At 65.7% G+C, this 26,230-nt stretch carries 26 protein-coding genes and 3 pseudogenes; 5 read left to right on the top strand and 24 right to left on the bottom strand.

Annotated elements, in window-relative coordinates:
* Nucleotides 1–2: 2 nt before the first annotated feature.
* The 12 genes from SL003B_RS20500 to istA (SL003B_RS20555) all read right to left on the bottom strand — a co-directional run bounded on the left by SL003B_RS20500 (nt 3) and on the right by istA (SL003B_RS20555) (nt 7,956).
* Entirely contained in the window at nt 3–218 is a 216-nt protein-coding gene (locus SL003B_RS20500; protein WP_206771947.1) for a DUF6511 domain-containing protein, read from the bottom strand.
* 140 nt (nt 219–358) lie between these two features.
* On the bottom strand, nt 359–586 hold the full coding sequence (locus SL003B_RS20505; protein WP_013654791.1) for a hypothetical protein: 228 nt from the start codon (nt 584–586) through the stop codon (nt 359–361).
* 5 nt (nt 587–591) lie between these two features.
* Nucleotides 592–1,335 (bottom strand): hypothetical protein, encoded by a 744-nt coding sequence (locus tag SL003B_RS20510; protein ID WP_013654792.1) that lies wholly within the window; start codon nt 1,333–1,335, stop codon nt 592–594.
* 6 nt (nt 1,336–1,341) lie between these two features.
* Nucleotides 1,342–2,175 carry an ATP-binding protein gene (locus tag SL003B_RS20515; protein WP_013654793.1) on the bottom strand — a complete coding sequence of 278 codons (834 nt, stop codon included), beginning with the start codon at nt 2,173–2,175 and terminating at the stop codon, nt 1,342–1,344.
* Complete coding sequence (locus SL003B_RS20520) at nt 2,175–2,474, bottom strand: hypothetical protein (RefSeq protein WP_013654794.1); 300 nt, start codon at nt 2,472–2,474, stop codon at nt 2,175–2,177. Before SL003B_RS20520 ends, SL003B_RS20515 begins: the two co-directional genes overlap by 1 nt.
* The gene (locus tag SL003B_RS20525) at nt 2,471–2,965 is read right to left on the bottom strand and encodes a hypothetical protein (protein WP_013654795.1); all 495 of its coding nucleotides are present in this window, start codon (nt 2,963–2,965) and stop codon (nt 2,471–2,473) included. Before SL003B_RS20525 ends, SL003B_RS20520 begins: the two co-directional genes overlap by 4 nt.
* Nucleotides 2,965–3,306: a hypothetical protein gene (locus tag SL003B_RS20530; RefSeq protein ID WP_013654796.1), complete on the bottom strand. Its 342-nt coding sequence runs from the start codon at nt 3,304–3,306 to the stop codon at nt 2,965–2,967. The genes SL003B_RS20525 and SL003B_RS20530 overlap by 1 nt, the downstream gene beginning before the upstream one ends.
* A gap of 34 nt (nt 3,307–3,340) precedes the next feature.
* Nucleotides 3,341–3,922 (bottom strand): sigma factor, encoded by a 582-nt coding sequence (locus SL003B_RS20535; RefSeq protein WP_041375671.1) that lies wholly within the window; start codon nt 3,920–3,922, stop codon nt 3,341–3,343.
* A 123-nt stretch (nt 3,923–4,045) separates the two neighbouring features.
* Nucleotides 4,046–4,981 carry a hypothetical protein gene (locus tag SL003B_RS20540; RefSeq protein ID WP_013654798.1) on the bottom strand — a complete coding sequence of 312 codons (936 nt, stop codon included), beginning with the start codon at nt 4,979–4,981 and terminating at the stop codon, nt 4,046–4,048.
* Nucleotides 4,941–5,540, bottom strand: a complete 600-nt coding sequence (locus SL003B_RS20545) for a hypothetical protein (RefSeq protein ID WP_013654799.1) — start codon at nt 5,538–5,540, stop codon at nt 4,941–4,943. The genes SL003B_RS20540 and SL003B_RS20545 overlap by 41 nt, the downstream gene beginning before the upstream one ends.
* A gap of 152 nt (nt 5,541–5,692) precedes the next feature.
* A complete protein-coding gene (gene istB / locus SL003B_RS20550; RefSeq protein WP_013650723.1) occupies nt 5,693–6,463 on the bottom strand; it encodes an IS21-like element helper ATPase IstB in 771 nt (256 codons plus the stop codon).
* Complete coding sequence (gene istA / locus SL003B_RS20555) at nt 6,460–7,956, bottom strand: IS21 family transposase (protein WP_013650724.1); 1,497 nt, start codon at nt 7,954–7,956, stop codon at nt 6,460–6,462. The genes istB (SL003B_RS20550) and istA (SL003B_RS20555) overlap by 4 nt, the downstream gene beginning before the upstream one ends.
* A 514-nt stretch (nt 7,957–8,470) precedes the next feature.
* On the opposite strand from istA (SL003B_RS20555), the gene istA (SL003B_RS20560) reads away from it, so the two are divergent.
* The 3 genes from istA (SL003B_RS20560) (at nt 8,471) to SL003B_RS20570 (ending at nt 11,698) form a co-directional block, all read left to right on the top strand.
* Complete coding sequence (istA, locus tag SL003B_RS20560) at nt 8,471–9,733, top strand: IS21 family transposase (RefSeq protein WP_013654800.1); 1,263 nt, start codon at nt 8,471–8,473, stop codon at nt 9,731–9,733.
* Entirely contained in the window at nt 9,730–10,500 is a 771-nt protein-coding gene (gene istB, locus SL003B_RS20565) for an IS21-like element helper ATPase IstB (protein WP_041375673.1), read from the top strand. Before istA (SL003B_RS20560) ends, istB (SL003B_RS20565) begins: the two co-directional genes overlap by 4 nt.
* Before the next feature lie 289 nt (nt 10,501–10,789).
* Complete coding sequence (locus tag SL003B_RS20570; RefSeq protein ID WP_013654802.1) at nt 10,790–11,698, top strand: IS3 family transposase; 909 nt, start codon at nt 10,790–10,792, stop codon at nt 11,696–11,698.
* A gap of 272 nt (nt 11,699–11,970) precedes the next feature.
* Here the strand turns inward: SL003B_RS20570 and SL003B_RS20575 are convergent, their stop codons facing one another.
* From SL003B_RS20575 to SL003B_RS20610, 9 genes and pseudogenes are all read right to left on the bottom strand, one after another.
* The gene (locus SL003B_RS20575; protein ID WP_013654803.1) at nt 11,971–12,627 is read right to left on the bottom strand and encodes an OmpW/AlkL family protein; all 657 of its coding nucleotides are present in this window, start codon (nt 12,625–12,627) and stop codon (nt 11,971–11,973) included.
* A 98-nt stretch (nt 12,628–12,725) separates the two neighbouring features.
* Nucleotides 12,726–13,931, bottom strand: a complete 1,206-nt coding sequence (locus SL003B_RS20580; RefSeq protein WP_013654804.1) for an NAD(P)/FAD-dependent oxidoreductase — start codon at nt 13,929–13,931, stop codon at nt 12,726–12,728.
* 100 nt (nt 13,932–14,031) lie between these two features.
* Entirely contained in the window at nt 14,032–14,937 is a 906-nt protein-coding gene (locus tag SL003B_RS20585; protein WP_013654805.1) for a VOC family protein, read from the bottom strand.
* A gap of 36 nt (nt 14,938–14,973) precedes the next feature.
* On the bottom strand, nt 14,974–15,570 hold the full coding sequence (locus SL003B_RS20590; RefSeq protein WP_013654806.1) for a 2-hydroxychromene-2-carboxylate isomerase: 597 nt from the start codon (nt 15,568–15,570) through the stop codon (nt 14,974–14,976).
* On the bottom strand, nt 15,567–16,565 hold the full coding sequence (locus tag SL003B_RS20595) for a dihydrodipicolinate synthase family protein (RefSeq protein ID WP_242390290.1): 999 nt from the start codon (nt 16,563–16,565) through the stop codon (nt 15,567–15,569). The genes SL003B_RS20590 and SL003B_RS20595 overlap by 4 nt, the downstream gene beginning before the upstream one ends.
* A 71-nt stretch (nt 16,566–16,636) precedes the next feature.
* The gene (locus tag SL003B_RS23900; protein WP_013654808.1) at nt 16,637–17,188 is read right to left on the bottom strand and encodes a cupin domain-containing protein; all 552 of its coding nucleotides are present in this window, start codon (nt 17,186–17,188) and stop codon (nt 16,637–16,639) included.
* An 85-nt stretch (nt 17,189–17,273) separates the two neighbouring features.
* Nucleotides 17,274–17,696, bottom strand: a pseudogene (locus SL003B_RS24065) (cupin domain-containing protein); the annotation flags it as partial.
* 54 nt (nt 17,697–17,750) lie between these two features.
* Complete coding sequence (locus tag SL003B_RS20605) at nt 17,751–18,074, bottom strand: 2Fe-2S iron-sulfur cluster-binding protein (protein WP_013654809.1); 324 nt, start codon at nt 18,072–18,074, stop codon at nt 17,751–17,753.
* A 194-nt stretch (nt 18,075–18,268) separates the two neighbouring features.
* Nucleotides 18,269–19,474, bottom strand: coding sequence for an IS256 family transposase (locus SL003B_RS20610; RefSeq protein WP_013654810.1), 1,206 nt, complete (start codon nt 19,472–19,474; stop codon nt 18,269–18,271).
* A gap of 319 nt (nt 19,475–19,793) precedes the next feature.
* On the opposite strand from SL003B_RS20610, the pseudogene SL003B_RS20615 reads away from it, so the two are divergent.
* Together SL003B_RS20615 and SL003B_RS23915 are read left to right on the top strand one after the other, a co-directional pair.
* Nucleotides 19,794–20,798: pseudogene (locus tag SL003B_RS20615) on the top strand (ISAs1 family transposase); the annotation flags it as partial.
* A 308-nt stretch (nt 20,799–21,106) separates the two neighbouring features.
* Nucleotides 21,107–21,538: pseudogene (locus SL003B_RS23915) on the top strand (IS66 family transposase); the annotation flags it as partial.
* Between the two features lie 139 nt (nt 21,539–21,677).
* On the opposite strand, the gene SL003B_RS20620 reads toward SL003B_RS23915, so the two are convergent.
* The 3 genes from SL003B_RS20620 to SL003B_RS20630 are packed head-to-tail and all read right to left on the bottom strand — an operon-like array spanning nt 21,678 to nt 26,216.
* Nucleotides 21,678–22,577: a hydroxymethylglutaryl-CoA lyase gene (locus SL003B_RS20620; protein WP_013654812.1), complete on the bottom strand. Its 900-nt coding sequence runs from the start codon at nt 22,575–22,577 to the stop codon at nt 21,678–21,680.
* Entirely contained in the window at nt 22,574–23,806 is a 1,233-nt protein-coding gene (locus SL003B_RS20625) for a CaiB/BaiF CoA transferase family protein (RefSeq protein ID WP_013654813.1), read from the bottom strand. Before SL003B_RS20625 ends, SL003B_RS20620 begins: the two co-directional genes overlap by 4 nt.
* 55 nt (nt 23,807–23,861) lie before the next feature.
* Complete coding sequence (locus SL003B_RS20630) at nt 23,862–26,216, bottom strand: hypothetical protein (RefSeq protein WP_013654814.1); 2,355 nt, start codon at nt 26,214–26,216, stop codon at nt 23,862–23,864.
* Nucleotides 26,217–26,230 lie beyond the last annotated feature (14 nt).

Genomic DNA, 26,230 nt, shown 5'->3' on the forward strand with positions numbered 1-26,230 from the left:
CCTCAAAAGGGAATCGGATCGTCGAGCGGGTCGCGGGCGGCTGCCTGGCGCTGCATCGACTCCTGAAACCCGTCGACGCAGGCCTCGATGATGCGGTCGATTTCTTCTGGCTTCCGGTCGTAGAACGGCGCCATCAGGTCGAGCTCGGTGAGCGTCTCGGCGAGAAACCGGCGCGCCTCCTTGATCGCTCGGGTCTCCATGTCGGTCTTGTCGATCATCCCGTTGTTCCTGTTGGCGAGCGCCGCGCCGACATCGAGGCAGCGCATCGAGCAGAAGCGGTGGTAAGGAAAGCGGTCCCAGCGCAGCTGGTGGACGTAGCCGAAGCCCCGCGCCTGACGTCCGCAGACGGCGCAGACGCCTACCCGAGCAAGAGCCGGGTCAGGTCCTCTGCGTCGTCCGGCTGATCCTTGATCCGGTGCGAGGCCAGGACGATGAACCGCGCGATCGCGTTCGCCGCCATGGCGTCCAGTTCGGGGAGCGTGAGAGCGGCGATGGGCTGGTGAAGCCTTCCGCGTCCTTCGAGCCATTGTCCCATCGCCTTCGCTGCCTCGCGCGTGACGTGCGCCTGCCACTCATCGGCCGTCATGACGGTCAGGTGTTGAGCCAGGCCGGGCCACTCGGGGCCGGCGTCGCTGCAGGCGCGGCTGTCGCGGCCGTTGCCGGAGCCGTGCCCGGCTGTGCCGGCCGGCTCCAGGCCGGGGCAGCGCTCGCGGGCGGCGATGCGGCGGGCTGCCCCCAGGCCGGAGCTGCGGGCGATGCGGGCGAGGCAGCCCTGGGCCGCGCGCGGGTGCTGGGGCTCGGCGCCAGGACCTCGCCGTCCATCACCTTTCGCCATTCCGGCTCGCTCGGCAGAACCACGCGGTCGAGCTTGTTGCTGTCGCCGTAGCGCGGATCGTCGCTGGGCTCGACCTTGATCTTGGCGACAAAGGTGATGCCGCTGAGGTCGGCCAGACCGCGCAGGATCCGCTTCGACTTCGCCGCGTCGCTCATGTCCTGCGGATCGAGCCCGAGCGCGCTGTCGATCATCGCGCGGAAGCTCCCCTTCGAGATCTTCCAGCCTATCGAGACACCCTGCTCGTCGACCTTGCCGCCGGAGACGGTGAACATCTGCCAGAACTTGCGCCGGACGTGAGGGCCCTCGGCGACGGTGAACTCGGCATCCACCATCAGCACGTCGCTGCCGGGCGCGTTCGAGGCCTTGAGGAGCCCCCGGTCGATCTCGCTCTGGCCGTCGGTCCCGCCCGGCCGGATGGTCATGGTGACCTTGGCGAAGGTGCCGTCGGGGATCAGTTCGCCGCTCTTCTGCGGCTCGGCGTCGTTCATGTCGAAGCTCATGGCTCGTCATCCTTTCCGGGTTGCGTTGATCTTGGAGAGCAGCGCGCCGAGGTCGGGCGGCTCGGTGACATCGAGACGACCGCTGCGATCCTTGGCCGGAAGGCCCCAGGGATTGCCGGCGCGGCAGACGAGGCGGCGGTCTTCGCCGCGCTCGGGCTCATGCCGCCAGCCGTCCCCGTCGCGCGCGAACAGGCTCATGGTGATGACCTGATCGACGATGCCGGGAAGCTCGCGGCCGGCCTTGCCGCCTTCCATCTGCGGCTGCCAGGTCGTGCGGTTGAACTCGTCGGTGACGCGTTCGAGGATGCCGACGAAGATCACGGTCTTTGCCTGCGCGTGCTGCAGGTGCTTCAGGAGGCCGATGACCTCGCGGGCGAGCAGCCCGTAGGCGCCGCGGGTGTCGGGTTTGCCGGTCTTGTCGGAGAAGGCCTCGGGCCGGGTCTTCGCCCAGGCCATGGCCTGGCGCGTGAGATCGGTAATGCTGTCGACGAAGATGATGCGCTTGCCCGCGATCATCTGGACGAGATCGGGATAGCTTTCCCTGAGATGCTGGTAATGCGCCTCGGAGAAGAAGCCGCTCGGGTCGGCCGACGGATTGACCCCGCCGACGAGACAGCCGATGTCGAGGGCGTCGGCGAAGGTGCGTACCGGAATGCTGTCGCCGGGCCAGTCCTGAACCGACTTCATGCCCGCCTCGAGGTCGATGCAGAGCGTCTCGGCCGGCGGCAGCGATTTCAGCAAGGATGTCTTGCCGACGCCGCTCGGACCGAAGATCGCCATGGTGGTCTTGGCGCCGGCCGCGGACAGCCGTTCGTCGGCGCTGACGATGCGCAGCGCCATCAGCGGCCTCCCGTGTTGCGCGACGCGACATCGAGCGCGCGCTCACTCCCGTGCCCGCCGGCCTGCCGGGCGAGACCATAGAGCTTGCGCAAGGCGTGCAGGCGGTCGCCGACGGCGCTGAACTCGGCTTCGACACCCAGCAAGGCGAAGGCGATATCGTCGAGCGTGGCGTCCTCGATCGGCTTGACCACCTGCTCGCGGCGGATCTCGCCGAGCACCGGAATGACGATGGTGTCGGGCAGCGCTTCGAGCGCGTAGTGGCGCTTGCGGATCTCGGTCAGGGCAGCAGAGCTGGTCATCGGGCATCCTCGGACTTGATGGTGAGACGGAAGGTTGGCTTGGCGGTCCGCACCGTGCGGGCGGCGGCGAAGGCCTCGCGGACGGCGGAGGGCCAGGCGGTGTACTTGCGCTCGGGGACCTTGAAGCCGATGTCGACGTAATCGGCCGGGTTCTCCCCGCTCGCACGGATGCGCTCGACGAGTGCGGCGAGCAGCGATTGGTCCCAGTCGACCTTCTTCGGGAGATCGGCAGCGACGACGACGGCGCCGTCCTCAAAACGAACGAGGCCGGTGTCCTTGCCCTCGGCCCGGCGCACCGTCGCTGCCGCGTCGGCGTAGCGACGCGCGATCGCACCTTCGAGCCACTCCTTGAGCCGCTTGGCGGCATCCAGGGCCGAGTCGGCATCTTCCTGGAGCAGCGCCAGATGCTCCGCCGGAAGCTTTGCGATCTCGCCGACCGGCATGGTGCGGATGTCGTCGAGGCTGGGGCGGTTGTTGCGATCAGATGCCATCACGCCACCTCCGCCAGCAGAAGCGAGGACAGCGAGACCGAGGCCTGCTTCGGCTTCGGGCGGGCGATGGCGAGATAGCTGTAATCGTCCGACCGGTGGCGACGCTGCACGAGATGGATCAGTCCGCGCTCGGCCGCCCACCAGGCGCGGCGCGCGACGCGGGCGAGTTCCGCCCGCTCCCGCTCGGCAAGGCGCGTGCCCTGCGGCATGGTGTCGAGCGCGAGGAATCCACGGTGATATTCGAGGATGTCGCCGGGCGCGGCCTGGCCGACCCAACCACAGAGTCCGATCTCGGTGAGCGGGTTCCGGACCGCGGGGAATCTGGATGCAATGACGTTCATGATGGGCTCCTACTCACGCGCTCGCCGAACCGTCTCACGCGGCCCGGACACCGATCGCCGTCAGGGCAAGGCGGATGTCCTTGACGCGGCGGTAGAGGCTGCTGCGGGCGCCATGGCCGCTCGCCGCAAGGCGATCGACGGTGGTCCGGGAGAGGGCTGCACAGAGAGCGCCGTCGGCGGGTTCGAGCGAGCCAAGACCGCGCTCGACATCGAGACGCTCCTCGGCGGTGGCGAACGCATCGACGGGCTGGCCGAAGAGCGCTGACAGCCCGTCGGCTTCGGCGATGAGGTCGCCGCGGGTCAGCCCGTCGCTCTCGGGAATGACCTCATCGAGCGAGATCGGCGTCGCGCCATACATCCGGCGCTCCCCCTTCACCTTGTTGGCGATGCGCGTCGCCCTGTTGGTGAGGATGGCGCCGGCAAAGGCGCCGAGCGTGCCGCGATCTGCGTCGTAGGCGGGAAGCCGGGCTATCAGATCAACGAGCAGGTCCTGGCGGACATCGTCGAGATCGGCGCGAGGAAGCCGCAGCTGGCGGACGAGGCGGCGGGCGGCGATGTCCGCCTCATGAAGAAGGATCTGAAGGTCGTCTCGGGAAATGGAAGAATGCATCGGCATGGCCTCAGGTCATTACTGTTGATGACCTCAAGCCTGCCGAAGCCGCCGATCCGTCAGGTGGGAGCGGGATGGGTTTGGGATGGGCGAGAATGGGAAGACGGGCCGAGACGCGGGCCAGCTGCCCTATGGCCGCAGATCAAACTCTCCAGCAGCCAGCCCCAGGAAATAGCGGGTCGGGCTTTGGCGGGTCCTGATCAGCGTCTTCTGATCGTCGTGAAGTGCATTTCTCAGGTCACGGATCAGGTCGCCAGCGCTGCGGCCGCTGTTCTCGGCCTCGATTTCCTGCGGGGTCAAATGGCCTTTCCGAGTTCCCACAGCCTCGGCCAGAATCACGAGAAGCTTGAACGGCTGCTGCGGGATGTGCATCTCGATGCCATCCAGGATCACCCGCTGGCTCTGACGGAAAATGACCAGACGCGGCTCGAAAGTCGCAGCGGATTCCAGCTTCGAAAGGTCGATCGCGAAGCCCGTCGCGTTCCTGCCCAGACAACCGTCAATCGACATGACGGAGATCGCAGCTTCGACGAAGCGGGCGAGTTCGTCCGCCGCCATCGCGGGCGCGATCACTATGATGGGCGACGACCGGGCGGCCGAACGCATCAGGCCGATCATTCCCGGTTGAAGCACTGCATCCCGCGACAGTGCGAGGAACAGCGCCCGCTGGTCCGACGTCTCCCCCAGATGCCAGACGCCTGCCGCCACCGGCGCCGGCGTGCCTCCGAACCCGGACGCCATGGCGATTTCGCGGACCAGTGCGGAGGGATGAATCCGAAAGCTCCGCAGATCGTCATCGCCGAGAACGACGTCGCTGCGCCGGTCCGTCGGGCAAACCGCGATGTATTGCCCTTTGACCTGCTGGACAGGTCGCGCGTCGAGACCGCAATCACAGGCTGGGCACACATCCCACTCTGTTGCCGGCGCCTGCTCGACCAGGACGCCGTGATCGAGCAGCCGCTCGAAATCGCGCCCGGCATGAGACGAAGCCTGTCGGCCCCAAAGGATTGCGGGATCGCCCGCCTCACTCAGCCGCAACAGCAGCCTGGGAAGCGTCTCGGTCATTGAGCAGTCCGTTGCGGCGAAGGAGCGTCATAATGCGGCCCTCGAACTGCTGACGCTTGAACATGGCGTGTGCCGGCGGCTTCAGCTTGACGGTCACCTTCTTCGCCGACTTGCCGCCGGTCGCGAAATGAACGCGGAGGACGATGTGGTTGAGGCGCCAATCCGACCCGAGACGAGCGCCCGGCATCATCTCGCCCAACCTGGCCAGCGCATTGTCGCGGCCGTCGCGCGCGAGATAGGAGTAGAAGGTTCGCGTCTCCCCCGTCTTCGGATCGGCGCCGACGCGGTCGACCTGGACCTCGGTGATCTGGACCCGCTGGATGCCCGGATCGAAGTCATGGTTGAACGCGAAGCCGAAGCCCGCGCGCTGCACCGGGTCGAGCGTGTAGAGGTTCTGCGCGTCGTCGCCGGCGAAGAATTCGGGTTTCCCGAGAATCTTGTCTGCGAATAACTCCGCGAGATCGGCACGGCGCGCCTTGGCCACGCCGCCGATCTTCAACAGGCCTGTCGTGGAACTGTAGGAAAGCACCGCGTGCTCGGCGGCGCGGAAGCTGATCACGCGCTTTTTGTCCTTTTTGTCAACGGCGGAGCAAAAGTCGTCCATTGGGCGGCGTAAAAGTAGGCCACCTGACGCCGCACGCGGGGAACGTCGGGAGGGCGTAGCCCGACCAGAGTTTCCCGCGTGCGGCGTTGGCGACTTTTTGAGGGGCTTCAGCCTGCCCTTCGGGCGCGGCTTTGAGCGAGACGATAGCTGTCGCCGTTCATCTCGAGGATGTTGACGTGGTGGGTCAGCCGGTCGAGCAGTGCGCCGGTCAGCCGTTCCGATCCCAGCGTCTCGGTCCATTCGTCGAATGGCAGATTGCTGGTGATCAGGGTGGCACCGCGTTCGTAGCGTTGCGCGATCAGCTCGAACAGCAATTCCGCCCCGGTCTTTGACAATGGCACGAAGCCCAGTTCGTCGATGATCAGGAGCTTGTAGGCTGCCATCTGCTTCTGGAAACGCAGCAGACGTCGCTCGTCGCGCGCCTCCATCATCTCGCTGACCAGGGCAGCGGCGGTCGTGAAGCCGACGGACAAGCCCTTCTGGCAGGCGGCCAGACCGAGACCGAGCGCCACATGGGTCTTGCCCGTGCCGCTGGGGCCAAGCGCGATGACGTTCTCGCGCCGCTCGACCCATTCGCAGCGGGCCAGCTCCAGCACCTGCATCTTGTTGAGCTTCGGGATAGCGGCGAAGTCGAAGCTGTCGAGGCTTTTGACGACCGGGAACCTCGCCGCCTTGATGCGGCGTTCGACCTTGCGGCGATCCCGTTCGATCATCTCCTGCTCAGCAAGCCGAGTGAGGTATCCGACATGGTCCACGCCCTGTGTGGCGCAGAGCCGGGCCAGCTTCTGATACTCGCGCTGGAAGGTCGGCAGCTTGAGGGTCTTGAGCGTGTGGGAGAGCAGGATCGCAGGGGGATTGTCTGACGCTTGGGTGCTCATGCGGCATCTCCCGCATGCGTCGACAGAAGCCGCATATAGGCCTTTGCCGATGTCTTCTCGACGGTGGCTCTTGGCAGGTACGGGTAGATGGACAGGTCCAGTCTCGGCGGCCGCCGCTCCACCTGGCACAGGAGAAGATGCTTGACGGCATCGAAGCCGATGGCCCCGATCTGGAGGGCCTGCTTCACCGCCACATGCAGATCGGCAAGCTCGAAGCTTTCCAGCAGCCGCAGCACCTGCACATACTCGCGCCGGCCATGCTTTGCCATGCGCGCTTCCATCAGGCGGCGCAGCGTGGCGAACGCCTCGGGCAGATCCCAGCCCTGAAGAGGAGCGGCCTGATCCAGCGCGTTGATCTTCTGTTCGATCAGCGGCAGGTAATGCAGCGGGTCGAACACAACGTCTTCCCGTTCCCAGCTTCGAGGATGACGAGCGATGATCTCGCCACGGCAGCCGATCACCACCTCGTCGACATAGCCCCGGATCCATACATCCTGATGGCCGAAGGCGACCGGGACGGAGTAGTCGTTGGTCCTGTAGCGCACCAGCGCCTGGGAAGAGACCCGACCGCTGGCCTGATCGCAGGCCTCAAAAGGCGAAGCTGGCAGCGGCCGCATCGCCGCAAGATCGCGCTGCAGCCGTTCTGCGATCGTCTCGCTCTCGCCGCGCAGCCTGTCGCGCTGGCGCTTGCGGCATTGCTCTTCCAGCCAGGCGTTGAACTCATCCCACGTCGCAAAGCGCGGGATCGGCACCATGAAGTTGCGACGGGCATAGCCGACGAGGCCTTCGACGCTTCCCTTGTCATTACCCTTGCCGGGGCGGCCATAGCGATCCCGGATCAGGTAGTGGGACAGGAAGCCGCTGAACAGCACTGTCCGCTTGCGCGTGCCATCGGCCAGGATCTTCGACACCAGGCAGCGGTCGTTGTCATAGACGATCGATTGTGGCACCGCCCCGAAGAAGGCGAACGCATGGACGTGGCCATCAATCCAGGCCTCTGACACCGCCGCCGGATAGGCCCGCACATAGCAGGCGTCGCTGTGCGGCAGGTCGAGCACAAAGAAGTGCGCCTTCTGCTCCACGCCGCCGATGACAACCACAGCCTCGCCAAAGTCAGCCTGCGCGTGGCCCGGCGGATGCGATAACGGCACGAACACTTCCTGCCGGCGCTGCTCCCGCTCGCGCATGTAGTCCTTGATGATCGTATAGCCGCCGGTGAACCCGCACTCAGCCCGCAACCGGTCGAACACACGCTTGGCCGTGTGGCGCTGCTTGCGCGGTACCTTCAGGTCTTCGTCCAGCCAATGATCAATGGTCGAAACAAAGGCGTCCAGCTTCGGCCGACGCACCGGGGCCTGACGGCGATAGCCCGGAGGCGTCGAATACGACAGCATCTTGGAAACGCTGTCGCGTGAGATATTGAAATGCTTCGCTGCCTGACGTCGGCTCATCCCCTCCGAGACCGCCAGACGCACCTTCAGATATAAGTCCACGGTGTAGATCCCCTGACCCTCCTGCACATGTTGCAGAAGGAAAATAGGTGGACGACTTTTACGCCGCCCGCGGCAGGACTATCCCGCCGCTACCGTGGCCGAATTTTGCACCGCCGCTCTCATCTGCGCCCGAACCGCGCGGTTCCTTGGCGTTTCAGCCCCGCATTCGAGCGCGGAGAACGTTCGACAGGTTAGAAATGGCGGAGGGGATGGGTCTGATGTCGAACCTTCTTTTGTGGATGCCGCTCGGTTTGCAAGGAATTTCTGATCGTCTGGACATGTGATCGAGTGCGGTCTTTTGTCAGGCCTGTTCGTGCGGCTGACATGGCGCCGCTGGCCGGGATGGTGATGCGCGGAGCGGGGCCAAATCTCCAAGAGCGAGCTCGGAGCTCGGAGAAGGTTTCTGGTTTGCTGTAGCGGGACAGGCCATTGAGACCGTAAGGCGACATCCATCTTTACGAGGTGCCGTCTTGGCCTGATCGATTTCCGGCAGGTGGTCTGCCGGGGAGTGACGATGGGTCGTCTCGAGAACGAGGCGCGGACGGCAATGACAGTGTTGCTGAAGCAGGGCCATTCCCAGAGCGCGGTGGCGCGGATGCTGGGCGTGAGCGAAGGAACAGTGCGATATCATCGGCGGCGCAGCGCAGCCGGGGCCGTGGATGGGCGCACGACGCAGGTTGGCAAGGCGGCAGCGGTGGCCGAGGCGATTGCCCACTGGCGCAGTCAGCAGCCCGTGGGCCGGGTGAACCTGGCGGCGCTGCACGATTGGCTGAAGCGCGAGCATGGCTACAACGGGAGCCTGAAGTCAGTCCAGGGCTATTGGAAGCGGACGTTTCCGGCACCGGCCATCCGGGCGCGGCGGCGGGTCGAGACGCCGATGGGGGCACAGGCCCAGGTGGACTGGGCCGAGTATCCCGGCATGGTGATCGGCAGCGAGACCGTGGATCTTGTCGCGCTGGTGGTAACGCTGTCGTGGAGCCGCAAGCGCGCCGTGGTCTGGGCGCGGTCGAAGGACATGCTCTCGTGGCAGTCCTGCCAGACCGCCTGCCTGCAGCGGCTCGGCGGCGTTCCGGCGGTGCTGCGGATCGACAACGTCAAGACGGCGCTGTCCGGGGGCGCGGGAGCGTGGGGCACGATCAACGAGACGTATCGCCGTTTCGCCGCGCAGTTGTGCTTTCATGTCGACGCCTGTCAGCCGCGCCACCCGCAGGGGAAGGGCAAGGTCGAGCGCACGGTGCGTGACCAGCGTGAAGCGGTCGATCCGCGTGGCCAGGTGTTCGACAGCCTTGAGGATCTGCAGGTCTGGACCGATGCCCGCCTTGAGGAACGTGCCCACCATCTCCGCTGCCCCGCGACCGGCACCAGCGTCGCCGCAGCCTGGGAGCAAGAGCGTCGGCTGCTGACACCCTTGCCCGAGACGCTGCCAGAGCCTTTCGACATTGTTGTGCGCCGCCCGGTCGGGCCGGACTGCATGGTCAATTTCGAGGGGCGGCAGTATAGCGTTCCGTTTCGCTTCGTGCGGCAGGAAGTCGAGGTTCGCGGCCTCGCCGGCCGGGTGCAGATGCTCAAGGACTGCGCGGTGATCGCCGAGCATCCCCGCGGCACCGACATGCTGATCCTGCGCAACGAGGCTCATTACGAGGGCGAAGATACCGAGCGTGTCCGGGCGCCGATGCCGCTTGGCCGGATGGGGCGCCGCCTGCAGGAGATCGCGGCCGCCAAGGTCCAGCACCGTTCGCTTGATCTCTACGCCCGCCTGGCGGAGGTCGCGCGATGACCGCTCCCCGAGTAAGACTCGACATCGACACAACCCGGGAGAAGCTGGCTGCCTTGGGCCTCGGCTATGCCACCTCTGCGCTGGAGGGTCTGTTGTCCGAGGCGGTGCGGGCCGAGATGCAGGCCCATGTCTTTCTGGACCGGTTGCTCGACGCGGAACGCTCTGGCCGCGAAGAGCGGCGCGTGCGCACAATGCTGAAGACCGCGAAGATCCCGGTCGGCGCGACGCTGGAGAACTTCGACTTCGCGTTCCAGCCGGCGATCAAGCGCTCGCGCATCGAGACGCTCGCCACCGGTGCCTGGATCCGCAACTCAGAGGTCGTGCTCATGCAGGGCCCGCCCGGGGTGGGCAAGTCGCATCTTTTGTGCGGTCTCGGCATCCGGGCGATCCAGCTCGGCTTCTCGGTCCAATACTTTCGCTTCGACGAGTTGCTGACCGCCCTGCGGGCCGACGCCCACCTGCCACCGAACCGGCTCAAGAAGCGCAAGTACATGTCGACCGCGCTGCTTCTGGTCGACGAGATGGGCTATGATCCGATGACGCGCGAAGATGCGAGCCTGTTTTTCCGGCTGATAAGTTACCGCTACGGTCGCGGCGCCATGATCATCACCACGAACAAGAGCATCCGCGACTGGACTGAACTTCTGGCGGGTGATGAGGTGCTGGCCACCGCAATCCTCGACCGGCTGCTCCATCATGCCCATGTCCTCAACATCAAGGGCCGGAGCTACCGGCTCCGCGACCTCGAGGACACCTTGAAGGCCTGAGCCAAGCCATCAATGCACTACGGACCGCGGCCCCGGAGCGCGCGCTTTGACTCTTGGGGGTCAGCGCGCCCCCCGGGGCCGCTCCGTTGCGCCAAACCTCGTAACACTGGGTGTCGCCTTAGCTCGTAAAGGTGGGTGTCGCTTGACAGGTGAAGGAGCGGGATCCGGGCTCCGAGGGGCCGGAGCTCGCCGCGGCGCTCCAGCGGATCGGCGAGCTCAGCATGGAAAACGAGCTCATGCGCGCGAAGATGGAGCAGAAAGGCCCTTTGGGCCGGAGACGGTGGCGGTGATGGCCGGATCGTTCTCTCCCGCCACCGGACGCGCCTATGGCGTGGCGCGGGTCTGCAAGGTCTGGGGCGTGCCGAGGTCCAGTTTCTACCTTGCGCGCCGGCTGGCCCGGGATCCTGCCCCGGTGCGGCCCAAGGGCCGACGCGGGCCGAAGCCCTCCGTCTCGGATGACGCGCTCCTCGAGGCGATCCGGGCCGACCTCGCCCGCTCGCCCTGGTCGGGCGAGGGCCATCGGAAGGTCTGGGCGCGGCTGCGGGTGCTCGACGGCCTCAACGTCGGACGCAAGCGGGTCCTGCGTCTGATGCGCGAGCACAACCTGCTGTCGCCGCATCGGGCCCGGCCACGCCCGGAAGCGGACCATGACCGCAAGATCGTGACCGACGCGCCGAACGTGATGTGGGCCACCGACGGCACCCAGATCACGACGGTGCGGGACGGCAAGGTATGGCTCTTCGCCACGGTGGAGCACTGGAACGCCGAAGCCCTCGGCTGGCATGTGAGCAAGCGTGGCACCCGCTGCGAGGCGCTTCAGGCCACGAGCATGGCCGTTCGCCAGCAGTTCGGCCACCTCGGCCGCGACGCCGCCCGCGGCGTGCAGCTGCGCCACGATCACGGCAGCTGCTTCACGGCCGACGACTTCCAGACCCAGATCAGGGCCTGGGGCATGACGCCGAGCTTCGCCTTCGTCGGCCAGCCCGAAACGAACGGCGTCGTCGAGCGGTTCTTCCGGACCCTGAAGGAGCAGATCGTCCATGGCCGCGTCTACGAGACCATCGAGGACGTCCGCGAGGCGGTCCGCGCCTTCATCGCCCGCTACAACGCCGAGTGGCTGGTCGAGAAGAACGGCTACCTCAGCCCCGCGGCCCTCCGCCGCCAGCACCAACTTGCCGCCATGCCCATGGCCGCGTAACCTAACCAAGTGTCCAAGGAACCGGGTCCGGTTCATCCGTTGCGTCAGGTGTCGAGCTGTTCTTGTCGTCCATATCCTATTCTCCTTCGATCGGAAAATAGCGCTGCGAACTGTCTCAAGAAACCGTGCCCCAACCCATTCAACATCAGCCGGGACATCCCCGGCTGCACCAGCAATGCCCCGTGCGTGGGACAAAGATCGCGATCCCGCGCGGAGTCGAGGCGCAGAGGCCCGCGCTTGGCGAAAGGGGCGGCAGATCGCCGCCCCCGGGGTCAGAAACGCCAGACGATACCGGCACCGACAAGCAGCGGGTCGAGCGTGACCTTGGCATCGGCCGGTGGACCACCCACACCGAAAAAGCCGCGGGCATCGGTCTCGATCCAGATCTTCTTGACGTCGAAATAGGCGCCCATCCGTTCCGTGATCATCGTCTCGAAACCGGCCTGCAGCACGAAGCCCCACCCGCTGTCGACATCGAATCCCGCCACGTCGCGGTCGTCGGATTCAAGCATGGTGGTGTAGTTGACACCGGCACCGACATAGGGCTCGAAGTTCGGGTTCTGCGTGGGGATCCGGTACTGCAGGGCAAGGATCGCGGGGGCGTACTTCACGTCGCCCAGATAGCTGCCCGCAAGGCTCCCGGAGCCCTTGACCTCGGCCGTCGGCGGAATCCCGAAGGTGAACGTCGCCGACACGTTCTTATTGAAGCGATAGCCGATGTCGAACGAGATCGAGTAGTTGTTGTCCACGGTAACATCGGACCCGGGGACCTTCGCTCCGCCCACCGACAGGTCGGCCCCCGGCGAGAAGAAGATACCGATCGGCCCGGTCCGAAAGAACCAGCCGGCATCAGTAGCATCCTGCGCGCTGGTCGATGTGGCGGCCAGGATTGCAAGACAGATTGCACCGAACTTCGACAAGTGACCCATGCATAACCTCCCTGATTTGCAGTGGTACAAAGTTATTTTTTAGATCGGCCCGCCAAGCCGGCAGGCCCCCTCCCTCCCAACGTTGCGCCGCTTCCCTCCTACAGAAGCTTGCGCAGGTCGGGCGCCGTCGCCAGCGCGTCGTCGGTGACGACATAGCCCTTGGAAAGCAGCCGCCTGACGATGGCCATGTCCCGCGGACAGCCGAAGCAGATCGCACCGACCAGACGGCCATCGACCACCGAAAAGCGCGTGAACCCGTTGCCCTCTCCCTTCCGGGTCAACGCTGTTCCTGCGGCTGGCTGGACGTTGCCAATCATCTGGATATTCACATCGTACTGATCCGACCAGAACCATGTGTTCGGCGTGTAGGGGACATCCCTGCCAAGCATGTTGCGTGCCGCGGCCACCCCCTGATCCTGTGCATTGGCCCAGGTTTCCATCCGGATCGGCGGGCCGCCCCCGCTGCGCATCGCCGCCACGTCCCCCGCGGCGAAGATTAGCGGGTCGGAACTGCGCAGAAACTCATCCACGAGGACGCCATTCGCGGTCTCGATCCCTGCCTCGCGGGCGATCTCGTCATTGGGGATCGCACCGACCCCGACAACCACCACGTCCACAGGCAGTGTTTCACCGCTCGAGAGCGTCAGGCTTTCGACCTGATCGGCGCCGGAGACTGCTGTGATCCCGGCCCCCAGACAGATGCGGGTTCCATGGCTGCGATGCAGGTCAGCAAGCGCAGCCCCCACCTCGGCCGGCAGGCTTCGTCCACAGATCCGGTCGGCCAGCTCGACGACCGTCGCCTCCATGCCCAGCTTGCGCGCCGTCGCCGCAACCTCGAGCCCGATCCACCCCGCCCCCACCGAAACCAGGCGCTTGCCCGATCCGAGCTTTGCCCGCAGCGCAAGCGCGTCGTCGAGCGTTCGCAGGTAGAACACGTTGGACTTGTTCGCGAAGTGGCCGTCGATGCGCCGCGCGCGGCTGCCGGTGGCAATGAGAAGCCTGTCATATTGCAGGGCCTCTCCGGTCTCGAGATGGACCACGCGCTGCTCGCGGTCGATCGACCGGGCGCGCTGCCCGAGCGTGATCTCGATCCGAAGATCCGCGGCGGCCTCCTCGGTCAGCAGGCAGGTGCCATGAACATCCGCCGCGCCCTGCAGCACGGCTTTCGACAAGGGCGGCCGCTCATAGGGGTAATACGGCTCTTCCGAGAGGATCGTGATGCCTCCCTCGAAGCCTTCGCTGCGCAACGTCTTGGCGGCGAAGGCCGCCGCCTGCCCGCCGCCCACAATAATGAACCGCTCCACGATCCTCTCTCCCTTTCATGCAGATGCACCCGGCCGGCGCCGCCGGCCCGATGCGATCGGTGTCGTCGCGCCCCGCGCCGGGGCGCAGGGCCCAGATCGGTCAGGAACCGACCTTGAAGCTTTCCGGGAAGGGAAGCCCCCAAGAGCTGAAGATGCCCGGCTGGTCTGCACGCCACATTTTGGGCCCGGCCTTGCGATCGACGCAACGCGGCATCTCTCCCGAAAGCTCGTAGCGGTTGCCATCCGGCGTGAAGAAGTAGGAGTAGATGTTCGAGCCCACACCATGGCGGCCGGGTCCGGCCTCGGTGTTGATGCCGCCGCGGGCGATCTGGTCCAGCATCAACTTCATGTATTCCATGTTCGGGATCGTCCAGGCGAGGTGATCCAGCGTCTCGTGCGGCGCACCAGCGAACATCGCCACGTCGTGGTGATAGTCGCCGACATGCATCCAGGCGGCCAGCCGACCCTCTCCCCCGGGGAACTCCACGATATCGGCGGGATGGAAATCGACATGCTTCGCAAGGAACTCGATCGTCAGGGTCGCGTCCGGCCCGACACGCAGCGTGATGTGGTCGAGATCGAGCGGTGCGAGCCCGCTGAGGTGATTGCGCACGCGCGCGGCGGGACTGTAGTAATGCTGCCGCGCCGTCCGCTCCAGAAGAGCGATCTGCATCTTCTGCTGCTGCGGCGGAAGGTCGAACTCGATCAGTTTCTCGACGCCCGGGTCCGGGTTGGTCATTTCGCGCACTTCGACGCCGGCATCCTCGACGCGCTTGCGGTAATGCCTGAGGTCATCCTCGTCATCGGCCGCGATCGCAAAGCTGATCACGCCGGTGCCACCTTCGGACAGCGCGACGTCATAGGTCCCGTCGGTACCACAGGTCAGATAGACCACATCATCCTGGCGCGTGATTTCCTCAAGCGCGAGAACCTCGGTGTGAAACCGCACCGATTCCTCGATATTCTTAACCCGCAAACACGCATGCGAAAGCTTCTGCAGAGCCATGCTCTTACTCCCTCCCTCGAGAGCGACTGTTAGAAATCAGAGGCCCTTTTCCAGGGCCGTTTCCATGAATGCGAGGCGGTCATTGCCCCACCACATCTGGTCTCCGACGATCATTGTCGGCGTGCCGAACACCCCGGCCTCGTGGGCCGCGCGGGTCTCGGACTCGTAGCGCTCGCCGGCATCGGCGGAATTCACCCAGGCATTGAGTTCGTCCGCCGCCCACCCGAACAGGCCGGCCAGTTCCCCCAGAAGCGCGGGATCGGCGGGATCAACCCCGCGGCCCCATACCCTGTCCCAGGCCTCGCGAATGAAGGCCTCGCCCTGACCACGATCCTGCGCAAAGAAGAAAGCCTTGTTCAGCCGTTCGGACGCAAGCGATTTCGGGAACACCAGCGGCACCCCGTAAAGCGTAGCCCACCGCTCGAGATCCTTCGACAGATAGCGGATCTTGAGAGGAAGGCTGACATTCGGCGGCGCGGTGTTGCCGGCCAGCAGCTTCAGCTTGGGCAGGTTTACCGCATGAGGGACGAGTTCGAGCCCATGGCGCTGACAGATTGCCGGCAGCTTCTGAAACGCCAAATAGGCGAAAGGGCTCATGAAGTCGAAGTAGAAGTCCAGACGCGACGGGCTCAACGGCCAGCCTCCCTCTCGAGCTCGGCCGCAAGCTTCGCCCATTGCCGCCCGGATTCCCGACCACCCTCGAGGATCGCCTCGGGGACGATATGGTAGGGCGGACGGACGGGCCCGGCGGTCATCCAGCCGGCGGCATCCATGCGCGCCTTTTCGATCCCGATGTTATAGACCGAAAATTCCTTGAAGGAGCCGTTCGGGAACAGCGTCCGATAGGTCATGCCGATCCGGTCGGTCAGCGCCTTGGCCTTCGACCAGTCGCCGCTCTGCCGGGCCTCCAGCACCAGGTCACGCAGCTGGATCGCTGGCGCCGGGCCACAGACCGCGCCGCTGGTCCAGAATGCGCTGCACGCTTCGGGATCGACCCGCGCAGCCGCATAATAATCGACATCCAAGGGCATCAGGCGGATCCGGCGGCGCGTCAGGTTGAGGTCGGTGTAGAGCGCTGCGATATTGATATACTTGGCCGAGACGACCTGCGGGATCTCGGCGATCTGTGCCCAGAAGGCCCGCGGGAATTCGAACTTGAACGCCTCGGGGTTGGCATAGACACAGATCGCAACATCGGGACACGCGGCCGCGACGTCACGGTAGAACTGGACGGCCGTCGGCACATCGGGCTGAACCCACATCGGCAGGCCCAGCATGACACCATCGACGCCGATCTCGCGCGCGGCGCGTGTCATCGCGATCGAATCGCGGGTGTTCAGTCCGGTCGTGCCGCCAAAGACCGGGATCCGGCCGCGCAGGGTCTCGACGAGGGTCCGCATGTACGCCTGCTTCTCGTCCCAAGTGGTCGTCGCGCATTCGCCAAGCGTGCCAAGCGACAGGATCCCATCGACCCCCGCAGCGACCAGAGCTTCGGCAACGCGCGCAGTCTCGTCCAGGTCGACAGTGTCGGTGGCCGAAGGATCCGAGGCGTTCGGCTTGGAAGGTGTGGGCATGATCGCCCAGCATCCGGTTACATCATCAACGGTGAGCATGTCGCGCTTCATCATGACTTCCTGTTCGGCGGGATGCGCATCGGGCACCCCGCCCGGTTAAGGGGGCAGACAGGGATTTCAGGAAATCAGAGCGGAAGGGCGTTGCCCCGGTCCTCGCGCCAGAGGCCCAGCTTTTCCTGGCAGACCCGGTCGGAATACGAGAACATGACGGCATCGGTCCCGGCCTCGTGGACAACCGACTTCCAGCTCGGCACCACGAAGATGTCCCTAGGACCCCATTCATAGGTGTTTCCGGCGATAGTCGTGCGTCCTGTTCCCTCGGTGACGACGAACACGGTCGCATCGGTCGAGCGATAGGGGTTCGTCTTCATGCCCTTCGGCAGCAATTGCAGGCAGGGCGAGATGGTCGGCATCGCCCAGCCACCGTCGATCGGGTTGATGTAGCGCATCTTGAACCCGTGGCAGGGATCCACTTCGCCTTGCAGCTTGAGATGCTCGAGCGCCTCGCGCGAGCGTTCGTAGGGATAGTTGAAGATCGGCGAGGACATGCGGGTCGGCTCGTAATCGACCGGCAGCATGTTCGCACCGAAACGCCAGCTGCTGTCCCCGTCGCGCCGGGTGATCGGCTGCTGATCCTCCTGGTGCTCCTCGGCGAAGGATGCGTCGAACAGCGACACGATCGGAATGTCCAGCCCATCCAGGCCAGATCATCGGTTCGCTGCTTTCGTTGCCGTGGTCGTGCCAAGCGCCGGGCGGGGTGATCACGAAATCACCGAACCCCATGATCGTCCGCTCTCCATCGACCGAGGTCTGCGCACCCGCGCCATCCAACACGAAGCGCAAGGCAGACTGACTGTGGCGGTGAGCCGGCGCGACTTCGCCGGGCATCACGATCTGCAGACCGGCATACAGCGACGTTGTGATCCGCGACTGCCCGCGCAGGCCAGGATTCTCGAGGATCAGCACCCGCCGCTCGGCCTCCTGGGCCGTGATCAGGCCGCCCGCCTCGAGCAGGTAATGCTTGGCCTCATCGAAATGCCACAGATGCGGGCGGCACACGCTGCGCGGCTCCGGTGTGATGATGTTCGACAGAACGGTCCACAGGGCGGTGTAGGACCCGTTGTCGATCCTGTCATAAAAGGCTTTCAGGGCCGGCGTATCGGCAGGCTTTTCAGTAAGCGACATGGCTTTTCTCCCAAACAACCCGCGCCGGGGGCGGATCCGATATCTTTCAGAATTTCAGAATTGAAATTCGGGTGTGGTCACGGTCAGACCGTCGAGTTCCGGCGTCAGCCTGATCTGGCAGGCGAGGCGACTGTTGGCTTGGCGGTTGGCCGCAAACTCCAGCATGTTGGCTTCAGCCTCTGCAATCGGCGGAAGCTTGCCAACCCATTCCTCGGCCACATAGACTTGGCAAGTCGCGCAGGCGCATGCGCCACCGCAATCCGCGTCGATTCCGGGAATACCCGCCATCGTGGCGGTTTCCATCAGCGACTGACCTTCCGGCGAGGTGATTTCACGCCGCGCACCGGAAGAATCTATGAAGACCAGATTGATTGTCATGATTGCTGCCCTCCCCGGCTGCTCATGGTCCTGACGATATGCCGACAGGCGAGGCTTCGGCCCCATCGTCGAGCCACCAGACCACGCACCGCGGAATACCCCCCTAAGGACGCCAGCGGTCGCGAAGCGTGCTGTCGCCCCTTAGGTCACGTCCGTCAAGCTGGTGTAAATTCCTGGATGGCCTGAGGGCATGATCAGGCGGCTTTCGTGGTTATGCTGAGAATGGGGTCGATCTCCTCCTTGTCGATCTCGGCGAAGGCCTCGACCATCATGTAGCGGCTCGAGGTCTGCCATTCGTCGTTGGCTTCGAAGAGCACGGCGCCGATCAGGCGCATGATTGAGGCCTCGTTGGGGAAGATCCCGACGACATCGGAGCGCCGCTTTACCTCCTTGTTCAGGCGCTCGATCGGGTTGGTGCTGTGCAGCTTGGTCCTGTGCTGGCGCGGGAAGGACATGTAGGCCAGCACGTCATGCTCGCTGGCGTCCATGAGATCGGCCAGCTTGGGCCAGCGCGGGCGCAGTTGTTCGGCAACCTTGCGCCAGGTTTCGCCCGCATGGGCGCGGTCGGGCTGGTCGAAAGCCTGGCGGATCGCGGCGGCGACAACGGTGTGTTGGCCGCGCGAGACGTGGGCGAGAGCATTCCTGATCCAGTGAACGCGGCATCGCTGCCAGGTCGCTTCGAACACCCGGGCAATGGCTGCCTTGAGGCCGGTGTGGGCATCGCTGATCACCAGCTTGACCCCACTCAGCCCCCGGGCGCGGAGGGAACGCAGAAACTCGGTCCAGAAGGTCTCGGCCTCTGAGGGCCCAATGCCCAAGCCGATGATTTCCCTTCGGCCCTCGGTGTTGGCCGCCACCGCAATTATGGCCGCGACCGGCACGATGCGCCCGCCTTGGCGGACCTTGAGATAGGTGGCGTCGAGCCAGACATAGGGCCAGTCGCCGGTGAGCGGCCGGTTCAGGAACTCCCCGACCCTGTCATCGATATCCTTGCAGAGCTTCGAGACCGTGCTCTTCGATATCCCGCTGAGCCCCATGGCCTGCACCAGCTCGTCGACGCGGCGGGTGGAGACGCCGCCGATCCAAGCCTCCTGGATCACCGCCACCAGCGCCTGCTCGGAGGTCTTGCGGGCCTCGAGGAAGCCCGGGAAATAGCTGCCCTGCCGCAGCTTCGGCACCCGCAGGTTCAGCGTGCCCAAACGGGTATCGAGAGCGCGCTCTCGATACCCGTTGCGCCAGGTCGTGCGTTCACCGCTGCGTTCATGCCGGCCGGCGCCGATGATGCCTTCCACATCGGTCTCCATGATCAGTTGCAGCACGGCTTCGGCAATGCCGCGCAAGAAGTCGCCCTGATCGTGCTTGGCCAGAAGCTCGGACAGGTCCATGTTCGTCTTGGTCATCGGGGTCTCCGTAGGGGCCGTGGTTGAAGTCGCCAAACTCCACCTCGAACATACACCTCGATGGCCACCTGGGATCACACCGCCGACGGCGATGAAATTACACCAGCTCCTCGGACGCTAACGCCCCTTACCTGCATGCCAACCATTATAGCAAGCATGCATATGACCACGTAACACCTCGCTCGGCGCTCGTCAAGATCGATGAATTGGCTGCGCAGGGGAATCGCATTTGAACGCGCTTGACAATAGCTTTGGGGTTGCAGGCTTGTGACGAATCGATTCTAGCCGATGGCGGATCGGGCGACGGCTGGGGGATCGCATGGAAGGCTTGGCGGCTTGTTTTGAGGACCTGGAAGACCCGCGCACCGGCAACGCCGGGCTTCACGATCTCACCGAGATCATGGTCATCGCGCTGTGCACCGTGTTGTGCGGCGGGCAATACGCCTCGGACATGGCGTTGTTCGCGCGCGAGAAGGAAGAGTTCCTGCGGCAATTCCTGAAGCTTGAGAACGGATTGCCGAGCCACGACACGTTTTCCCGCGTGCTCCGCCTCCTCGACCCCGAGCAGTTCCGCGCCTGCTTTTTGAAGTTCATGGGACGGTTCTCGCAAGCCTGTGAAGGCGTGATCGCCATTGACGGCAAGGTGCTGCGCCGCTCCTTCGACAAGGCCAGCGGCAAGTCGCCGCTGCATATGGTCTCGGCCTGGGGCTGCGAGCAGCGCCTCGTGCTGGCGCAGATCGCCACGGACGCCAAGTCGAACGAGATCACCGCCGTGCCGAAGCTGTTGGAGATGCTGACGCTGAAAGGGTCAATCGTGACCGTCGACGCGCTCAATTGCCAGCGCGCCATCGCCCGGCAGATCGTCGATCAGGGTGGCGACTACGCCTTCGCGCTCAAGGGCAATCAGGGAACGCTCCACGAGGATGTCCGCCTTTATCTCGACGATCCGCTGGCGAAGGTCGAAACGAGCATCCCCACGGTCGACGCCGATCATGGCCGCATCGAAACCAGGGGCGTCGCCGTCTCGACCGATATCGACTGGCTGCAGGAGCGCCATCAATGGCCCGGCTTGAAGGCCATTGCCAAGGTCACGCGCACACGCGAGATCCCCGGATCAACGCCGGAGACCGATAAACTCTCCACGGAAACAGCCTGTTATCTTCTCAGCGCGCCGCTGTCGCCCGAGCGTGTCGGCGAGGTCGTGCGCAGCCATTGGGGCGTGGAGAACGCCTTGCACTGGCGCCTCGACGTGACGATGAACGAAGACGCCTCACGCAACCGCATGGACAACGGCCCCCATAACTTCGCCGTCCTCCGTCACATGGGTGCTCGAGGCGGCACAGGAAAAGGCCGAAGCAGCGATGCAGCGGGCGCGGGGGGAAACACCGCGCAAGCCGGCACGCAACCGCGGGCATCTCCCGCCGCATCTGCCCCGGGTCGAGCGGGTGATCGAGCCTGCCAGCACCCTCTGTCCCTGCGGCTGCGGCGAGATGGCCAGGATCGGCGAGGACGTTTCCCAGCGGCTGGACGTGATCCCCGCGCAGTTCCGGGTGCTGGTCACGCGGCGGCCCAGATACGCCTGCCGCCGCTGCTCGCAAGCCGTGGCGCAGGCCGCACGCCCCCGAGCATGTCGTGCCCGGCGGGCTGCCCACGGAGCTGTTCATTGCCTGGATCATCGTCTCGAAGTTCGGGGACCACCTTCCGTTCTACCGCCAGGCCGAGATCTTCAAGCGCCAGGGGATAGACCTCGATCGCGGCACGCTCGGCAACTGGGTCGGTCGCGCCTGTTTCCACCTGATGCCGATCATCAATCACATGAAAGCCCATCTGCGCGGAGCGGACCGCATCTTCGTCGATGAGACCCGTGCGCCGGTGCTGGACCCGGGCCGAAAGGCCACCAGGAGCGGCTTCTTCTGGGCCGTCGTGTCCGACGATCGCGGCCATGGCGGTGCCGATCCGCCCATCGTGCTGTTCCACTACGCCCCCGGCCGCGGCAAGGAACATCCGCTGAAGTTCCTCGCCGGATACCGCGGGCGCTTCCTGCAATGCGACGCCTACCAGTCCTGCAACGCGCTGACGGAAATCGAGCGTGACGGTGGCCCATGGCGGCTGGTCTGCTGCTGGACACCCGACCTCGCGGGACCGCCCAGGCAGGGTGCGGATCCAGCGAATTACATTTTGCCGTTGCGCCCGTGTCACACAGTCAGCGGGGCGCGCCGGCGGCCGGCAGCAGGCAGCGGCTGCCGGCATTGGCCCCGGGCAGGGCAGCGGCACGGCGGGCTATCGGAAGCAATGCCTCGGCATCGACACCGGTCTGCACACCCATGTCGTGAAAGAGCCGCACCACATCCTCGGTGGCAACATTGCCGCTGGCACCGGGGGCATAGGGACAGCCACCAAGGCCGCCAATGGCCGCATCGAATATCCGCACACCCGACGCATGTGCGGCAAGGACATTGTCGGCGCCCCGCCCGTAGGTGTCGTGCGCATGCATCGCCCAGGCTGCGACCTCGGGGCATCTTGCCATGGATTGAGCAAACAGCTCGCCCACTTGGTCCGGCTCGCCCCGGCCGGTCGTGTCGCACAGACAGATCTCGGCTTCGGGCATGATCTCGAAAGCCCTCTCGAGAAACTCAAGCACGCGAGCCGCCGGAGTGCGCCCCTCGAACGGGCAGTCGAACGAGGTCGCAAGATTGAGCCGCATCCGCGTTCCGGCCGGAAGCCCGTCCACGAGCCGCGCGTAGTCGGCCAGCGATTCCTCGGGGCTTGCGCGGACATTCGAGCGATTGTGGCTTTCCGAAATCGAAAAGACGTAGGACAGGAACGTGGCCCCGGCTTCGAGCGCCTTAAGGCCGTAACGGGCGTTCGGCACCAGCACCTGGGCCAGGGTCTTCGCCTGCGCCAAGGTGTCCGCCAGCACCTCGGGCGCGTCGCAAAGCTGCGGGATGGCACGGGCGCTGACAAAGGACGTGACCTCCATCCGCTTCAGGCCGGCCGCCGCAAGATCGCGGATCATCGCGATCTTGGTCTGCGTGGGGATGAAGGGGCCGATATTCTGGAAGCCGTCGCGGGGGCCGACCTCGACGATCTGGACTGCGCTCATCCGATTACTCCCTGGCTGTGCAGTCGGGCGATGTCGTCAGGGCCGTATCCGGCGATGTCCGTCAGCACCGCATCCGTGTCCGCGCCGACATCCTGACCTGTGTTGCGGATCGTCCCGGGGCTGTCGGGAAACATGGGGACGATCCCGGGATGCAGCAGCGGCCCGTGGCGCGGATCCTCGACCTCGCGCACCATGCCGCGGGCGCGGAACTGCGGATCCTCGGCGATCTCGGCGGCAGTATAGATCAGGGTCGAGGGGATGTCCGCCTCGGCGAGGATCGCTGCCAGCCTCCTGGCATCGTACTGGCGCGACCACTGGCTGATCGCCTGGTCGATTTCATCGACATGCGCGATCCGCCCGCGATTGCTTTGCAGGTCGGCGCGCGCGCCCAGATCCTCGCGGCCGATCAGACGCATCAGCCGCTGAAACAGCAGATCCGAGTTGCCGGCGATGATGACCCAGCGGCCGTCCGAAGAAGGATAGGCGTTGGTCGGCGCGGCCGTCGTGATGCGCGAGCCGACAGGCTGGCGGACGATCCCCAGGGCCCCGTATTCCGTGACGACCCCCTCCATCAGCGACAGCACGGCTTCGGTCAGCGCGACATCGACGACGCAGAGCCGGTCGGCCGCATCGCCCTTCATCCCGCGACTGACGAGCCCCGCAAGAATGCCGATCGCCGCGTAGAGCCCGGCGACCGAATCGCCGATGCTGATGCCGACACGCGGCGGGGGCAGATCGGTCGTCCCCGGCGGATGATCGGTCAGGTACCGCAGCCCGCCGATGGCCTCGCCGATCACTCCGAAGGCGGCGCGGTCGCGCATCGGCCCGTCCTGACCGTAGCCCGAGACATGCGCCACGATCAGCCCGGGGCGAAGGCTTTCCAGCCGTTCCCGGCCCAGTCCGAGCCGCGCCAGCGCGCCGGGCCGGAGGTTTTCGATCAAGGCGTCCGAACGGGCGATCAGGCGGGCGGCGGCCTCGACGCCCTCGGGACGCTTCAGGTCGATGACGACCGAGCGCTTGTTGCGGCCATGGACGCTCCACCACAGCGAGGCGCCGTTGACCTTTTCACCCCAGCCACGGACCGGGTCGCCGCCGGGTGGTTCGATCTTGATGACCTCGGCACCCAGATCCCCAAGGATCCGCGAGGCGAAAGGGGCGGCGATGAAATGTCCGATCTCGACGATGCGGATTCCGGCAAGCGGTGCAGGCGATGTGGTGGAATTTGCCATGTCCCCTCCTTGGACGAATGGGCGGGTCGGGCGCCACGACAGCGGCGCATCTGTTTCAGGCCGAGGCGGCGATAACGGGGCGGCCGGGATTGTGACGCGCCACGGCAGCCAGGATCGCGTCGGCATCCAGTCCGAAATACCGGTAGAGATCGGCGATCCGTCCCGTCTGGCCGAATCGTTCGACCCCCAGGGCAGCCACACGGTGGCCGACCACGGATCCCAGCCAGGACAGGGTGGCCGGGTGGCCGTCGATCACCGTGACGATCAGGCAATGCGGGGGCAGCCCCTCCAGCAGGCGATCGGCGTGCGACCGGGCGCCGGGGATCCGGCGCGCGGCACACCAGCCGGCGTGCAGCCGGTCGGCCGAGGTCACGGCCAGAACGCCGATGTCGCGGCGCAGCCCGGCCAGTCGGCCCGCGGCCTCGATCGCCTCCGGCGCGACGACCCCCTGATAGGCGATCACCACCTCGGCGTTCGGCCCCGGCGGGCGCAGCCAGTAGGCGCCGTCGATCACACCCTGCGCGAAATCGGGATCGGACCGGCGCAATGCCTGCTGGATCGGCCGGGTCGAGAGGCGCAGATAGACCGATCCGCCGGCCGCATCGGTCAGGTGCGTCCGCGGATCCGGGCGGGCCTCGCCGTCCCGCTGGAGATGCGCCCAGCTCCAGTCGAGGATCAGCGACAATTCGTCGAGGAAGGCCGGCTCGAACGCGCAAAGCCCGTCCTGGGCCATGCCGATCAGGGGCGTGTTGATGGACTGATGGGCGCCACCCTCGGGCGCCAGGGTCACGCCGGACGGCGTCCCCGCCAAAAGGAACCGCGCATCCTGATAGCAGGCATAGTTGAGCGCATCCAGACCGCGCACGACGAAGGGATCATAGACCGTCCCGACGGGGATCAGCCGTTCGCCGAACAGGCTGTGGGACAGGCCCGCAGCCGCCAGCGCCAGCATCAGGTTCATCTCGGCGATGCCAAGCTCCAGGTGCTGGCCCGAGGGGCCGAAGGACCATTTCTGCGTGCTCGGCACCCGCTCGGCGCGGAAGGTGTCGTCGCGCAGCTCGCGCGCAAAGAGCCCCCGCTGGTTTACCCAGCCCCCGAGGTTGGTCGAAACCGTCACGTCCGGCGACATGGTCAGGACGCGGTCGGCAAACGCTCCGCCCTGCCGGGCGATCTCGTTCAGGATCTTGCCGAACCCGGCCTGCGTGGACTGAACCGTGTCGGACAGATCGATCCGCGGGGGGGGCGCAATCGCCGCGGCCCGGAACCGGCGCGGTCCGGCCCGGAAGAACGGGACCGAGTCGAGGAACGCCTGGAGCGCAGCCGGATCCGGGACGGCGGCAAGCCGATCCCATTCGGCCCCGGGTGCCACGCCCATGGCCGCCTGGAACTGGGCCATCTGGGCGGGGGTCATCAGCCCGGCGTGATTGTCCTTGTGGCCCGCCAGCGGCGTTCCCCAGCCCTTGATGGTATAGGCCAGAAAGACGGTGGGCCGGTCGTCGTCGGCGTCGTCGAACGCCTCGCACAGCGTGCGCAGGCAGTGGCCGCCAAGGTTTTCCATCAGGGCCGCAAGCTCGTCGTCCGAGCGCCGGCCGATCAGATCGGCCGCGTCGTTGGCCGTTCCCAGGTCTGCCAGCAGCCTCTTGCGCCACGCCGGACCGCCCTGGAAGGTCAGCGCCGAGTAAAGCGCGTTGGGGCAGCCGTCTATCCAGCGCCGGAGCGCATCCCCGCCGGGCTCCGCGAAGGCCGCCTGCTGCAACGCGCCATACTTGATTCGCACCGCCCGCCAGCCGAAGGCCGAAAAGATCGCCTCGATGCGCTGGAAAAGCCCTTCGCGCACCACCCCGTCAAGGCTCTGCCGGTTGTAGTCGATGACCCACCAGACGTTGCGCAGGTCATGTTTCCAGCCCTCTTGCAGGGCCTCGTAGATGTTGCCCTCGTCAAGCTCGGCGTCGCCGATCAGCGCCACCATGCGCCCCATCGGCGCATCGCGCCCATGCCCCTGGAGATAGTCCTGCACGATGCTCGCAAAGACCGGCAGCGCCGCCCCGAGCCCCACCGAGCCCGTCGAGAAATCGACGTCATCGACATCCTTGGTGCGCGAGGGATAGCTCTGCACGCCCCCGAACCCTCGGAAGGCCACCAGCTTTTCGAGCGGGAGGTTCCCCATCAGGTACTGCATCGCGTGAAAGACAGGGCCGGCATGCGGCTTGACGGCCACCCGGTCCTCGGGCCGCAGCGCATGAAAGTAGAGCGCCGTCATGATCGCGGCCATCGAGGCGGACGAGGCCTGGTGCCCGCCGACCTTCACATCCGTGTCATCCTTGTCGCGCAGATGGTTGGCATTGTGGATCGTCCACGAGGAAAGCCACAGCAGCCGGCGGTGCACGGTCTGGAGATGCTCAAGTTGCATGGGCGGGGGCTCCT

It is taken from the genome of Polymorphum gilvum SL003B-26A1, assembly GCF_000192745.1.
Lineage (GTDB): Bacteria > Pseudomonadota > Alphaproteobacteria > Rhizobiales > Stappiaceae > Polymorphum > Polymorphum gilvum.

What these genes read in the sequence shown, in the direction of transcription:
- SL003B_RS20500 (WP_206771947.1), bottom strand. Translation starts at nt 218, where the DNA reads ATGATCGACAAGACCGACATGGAGACCCGAGCGATCAAGGAGGCGCGC.
- SL003B_RS20505 (WP_013654791.1), bottom strand. Translation starts at nt 586, where the DNA reads ATGACGGCCGATGAGTGGCAGGCGCACGTCACGCGCGAGGCAGCGAAG.
- SL003B_RS20510 (WP_013654792.1), bottom strand. Translation starts at nt 1,335, where the DNA reads ATGAGCTTCGACATGAACGACGCCGAGCCGCAGAAGAGCGGCGAACTG.
- SL003B_RS20515 (WP_013654793.1), bottom strand. Translation starts at nt 2,175, where the DNA reads ATGGCGCTGCGCATCGTCAGCGCCGACGAACGGCTGTCCGCGGCCGGC.
- SL003B_RS20520 (WP_013654794.1), bottom strand. Translation starts at nt 2,474, where the DNA reads ATGACCAGCTCTGCTGCCCTGACCGAGATCCGCAAGCGCCACTACGCG.
- SL003B_RS20525 (WP_013654795.1), bottom strand. Translation starts at nt 2,965, where the DNA reads ATGGCATCTGATCGCAACAACCGCCCCAGCCTCGACGACATCCGCACC.
- SL003B_RS20530 (WP_013654796.1), bottom strand. Translation starts at nt 3,306, where the DNA reads ATGAACGTCATTGCATCCAGATTCCCCGCGGTCCGGAACCCGCTCACC.
- SL003B_RS20535 (WP_041375671.1), bottom strand. Translation starts at nt 3,922, where the DNA reads ATGCCGATGCATTCTTCCATTTCCCGAGACGACCTTCAGATCCTTCTT.
- SL003B_RS20540 (WP_013654798.1), bottom strand. Translation starts at nt 4,981, where the DNA reads ATGACCGAGACGCTTCCCAGGCTGCTGTTGCGGCTGAGTGAGGCGGGC.
- istB (WP_013650723.1), bottom strand. Translation starts at nt 6,463, where the DNA reads ATGAGCACCCAAGCGTCAGACAATCCCCCTGCGATCCTGCTCTCCCAC.
- istA (WP_013654800.1), top strand. Translation starts at nt 8,471, where the DNA reads ATGGGTCGTCTCGAGAACGAGGCGCGGACGGCAATGACAGTGTTGCTG.
- istB (WP_041375673.1), top strand. Translation starts at nt 9,730, where the DNA reads ATGACCGCTCCCCGAGTAAGACTCGACATCGACACAACCCGGGAGAAG.
- SL003B_RS20570 (WP_013654802.1), top strand. Translation starts at nt 10,790, where the DNA reads ATGGCCGGATCGTTCTCTCCCGCCACCGGACGCGCCTATGGCGTGGCG.
- SL003B_RS20575 (WP_013654803.1), bottom strand. Translation starts at nt 12,627, where the DNA reads ATGGGTCACTTGTCGAAGTTCGGTGCAATCTGTCTTGCAATCCTGGCC.
- SL003B_RS20585 (WP_013654805.1), bottom strand. Translation starts at nt 14,937, where the DNA reads ATGGCTCTGCAGAAGCTTTCGCATGCGTGTTTGCGGGTTAAGAATATC.
- SL003B_RS20595 (WP_242390290.1), bottom strand. Translation starts at nt 16,565, where the DNA reads ATGATGAAGCGCGACATGCTCACCGTTGATGATGTAACCGGATGCTGG.
- SL003B_RS20605 (WP_013654809.1), bottom strand. Translation starts at nt 18,074, where the DNA reads ATGACAATCAATCTGGTCTTCATAGATTCTTCCGGTGCGCGGCGTGAA.
- SL003B_RS20610 (WP_013654810.1), bottom strand. Translation starts at nt 19,474, where the DNA reads ATGACCAAGACGAACATGGACCTGTCCGAGCTTCTGGCCAAGCACGAT.
- SL003B_RS20620 (WP_013654812.1), bottom strand. Translation starts at nt 22,577, where the DNA reads ATGAGCGCAGTCCAGATCGTCGAGGTCGGCCCCCGCGACGGCTTCCAG.
- SL003B_RS20625 (WP_013654813.1), bottom strand. Translation starts at nt 23,806, where the DNA reads ATGGCAAATTCCACCACATCGCCTGCACCGCTTGCCGGAATCCGCATC.
- SL003B_RS20630 (WP_013654814.1), bottom strand. Translation starts at nt 26,216, where the DNA reads ATGCAACTTGAGCATCTCCAGACCGTGCACCGCCGGCTGCTGTGGCTT.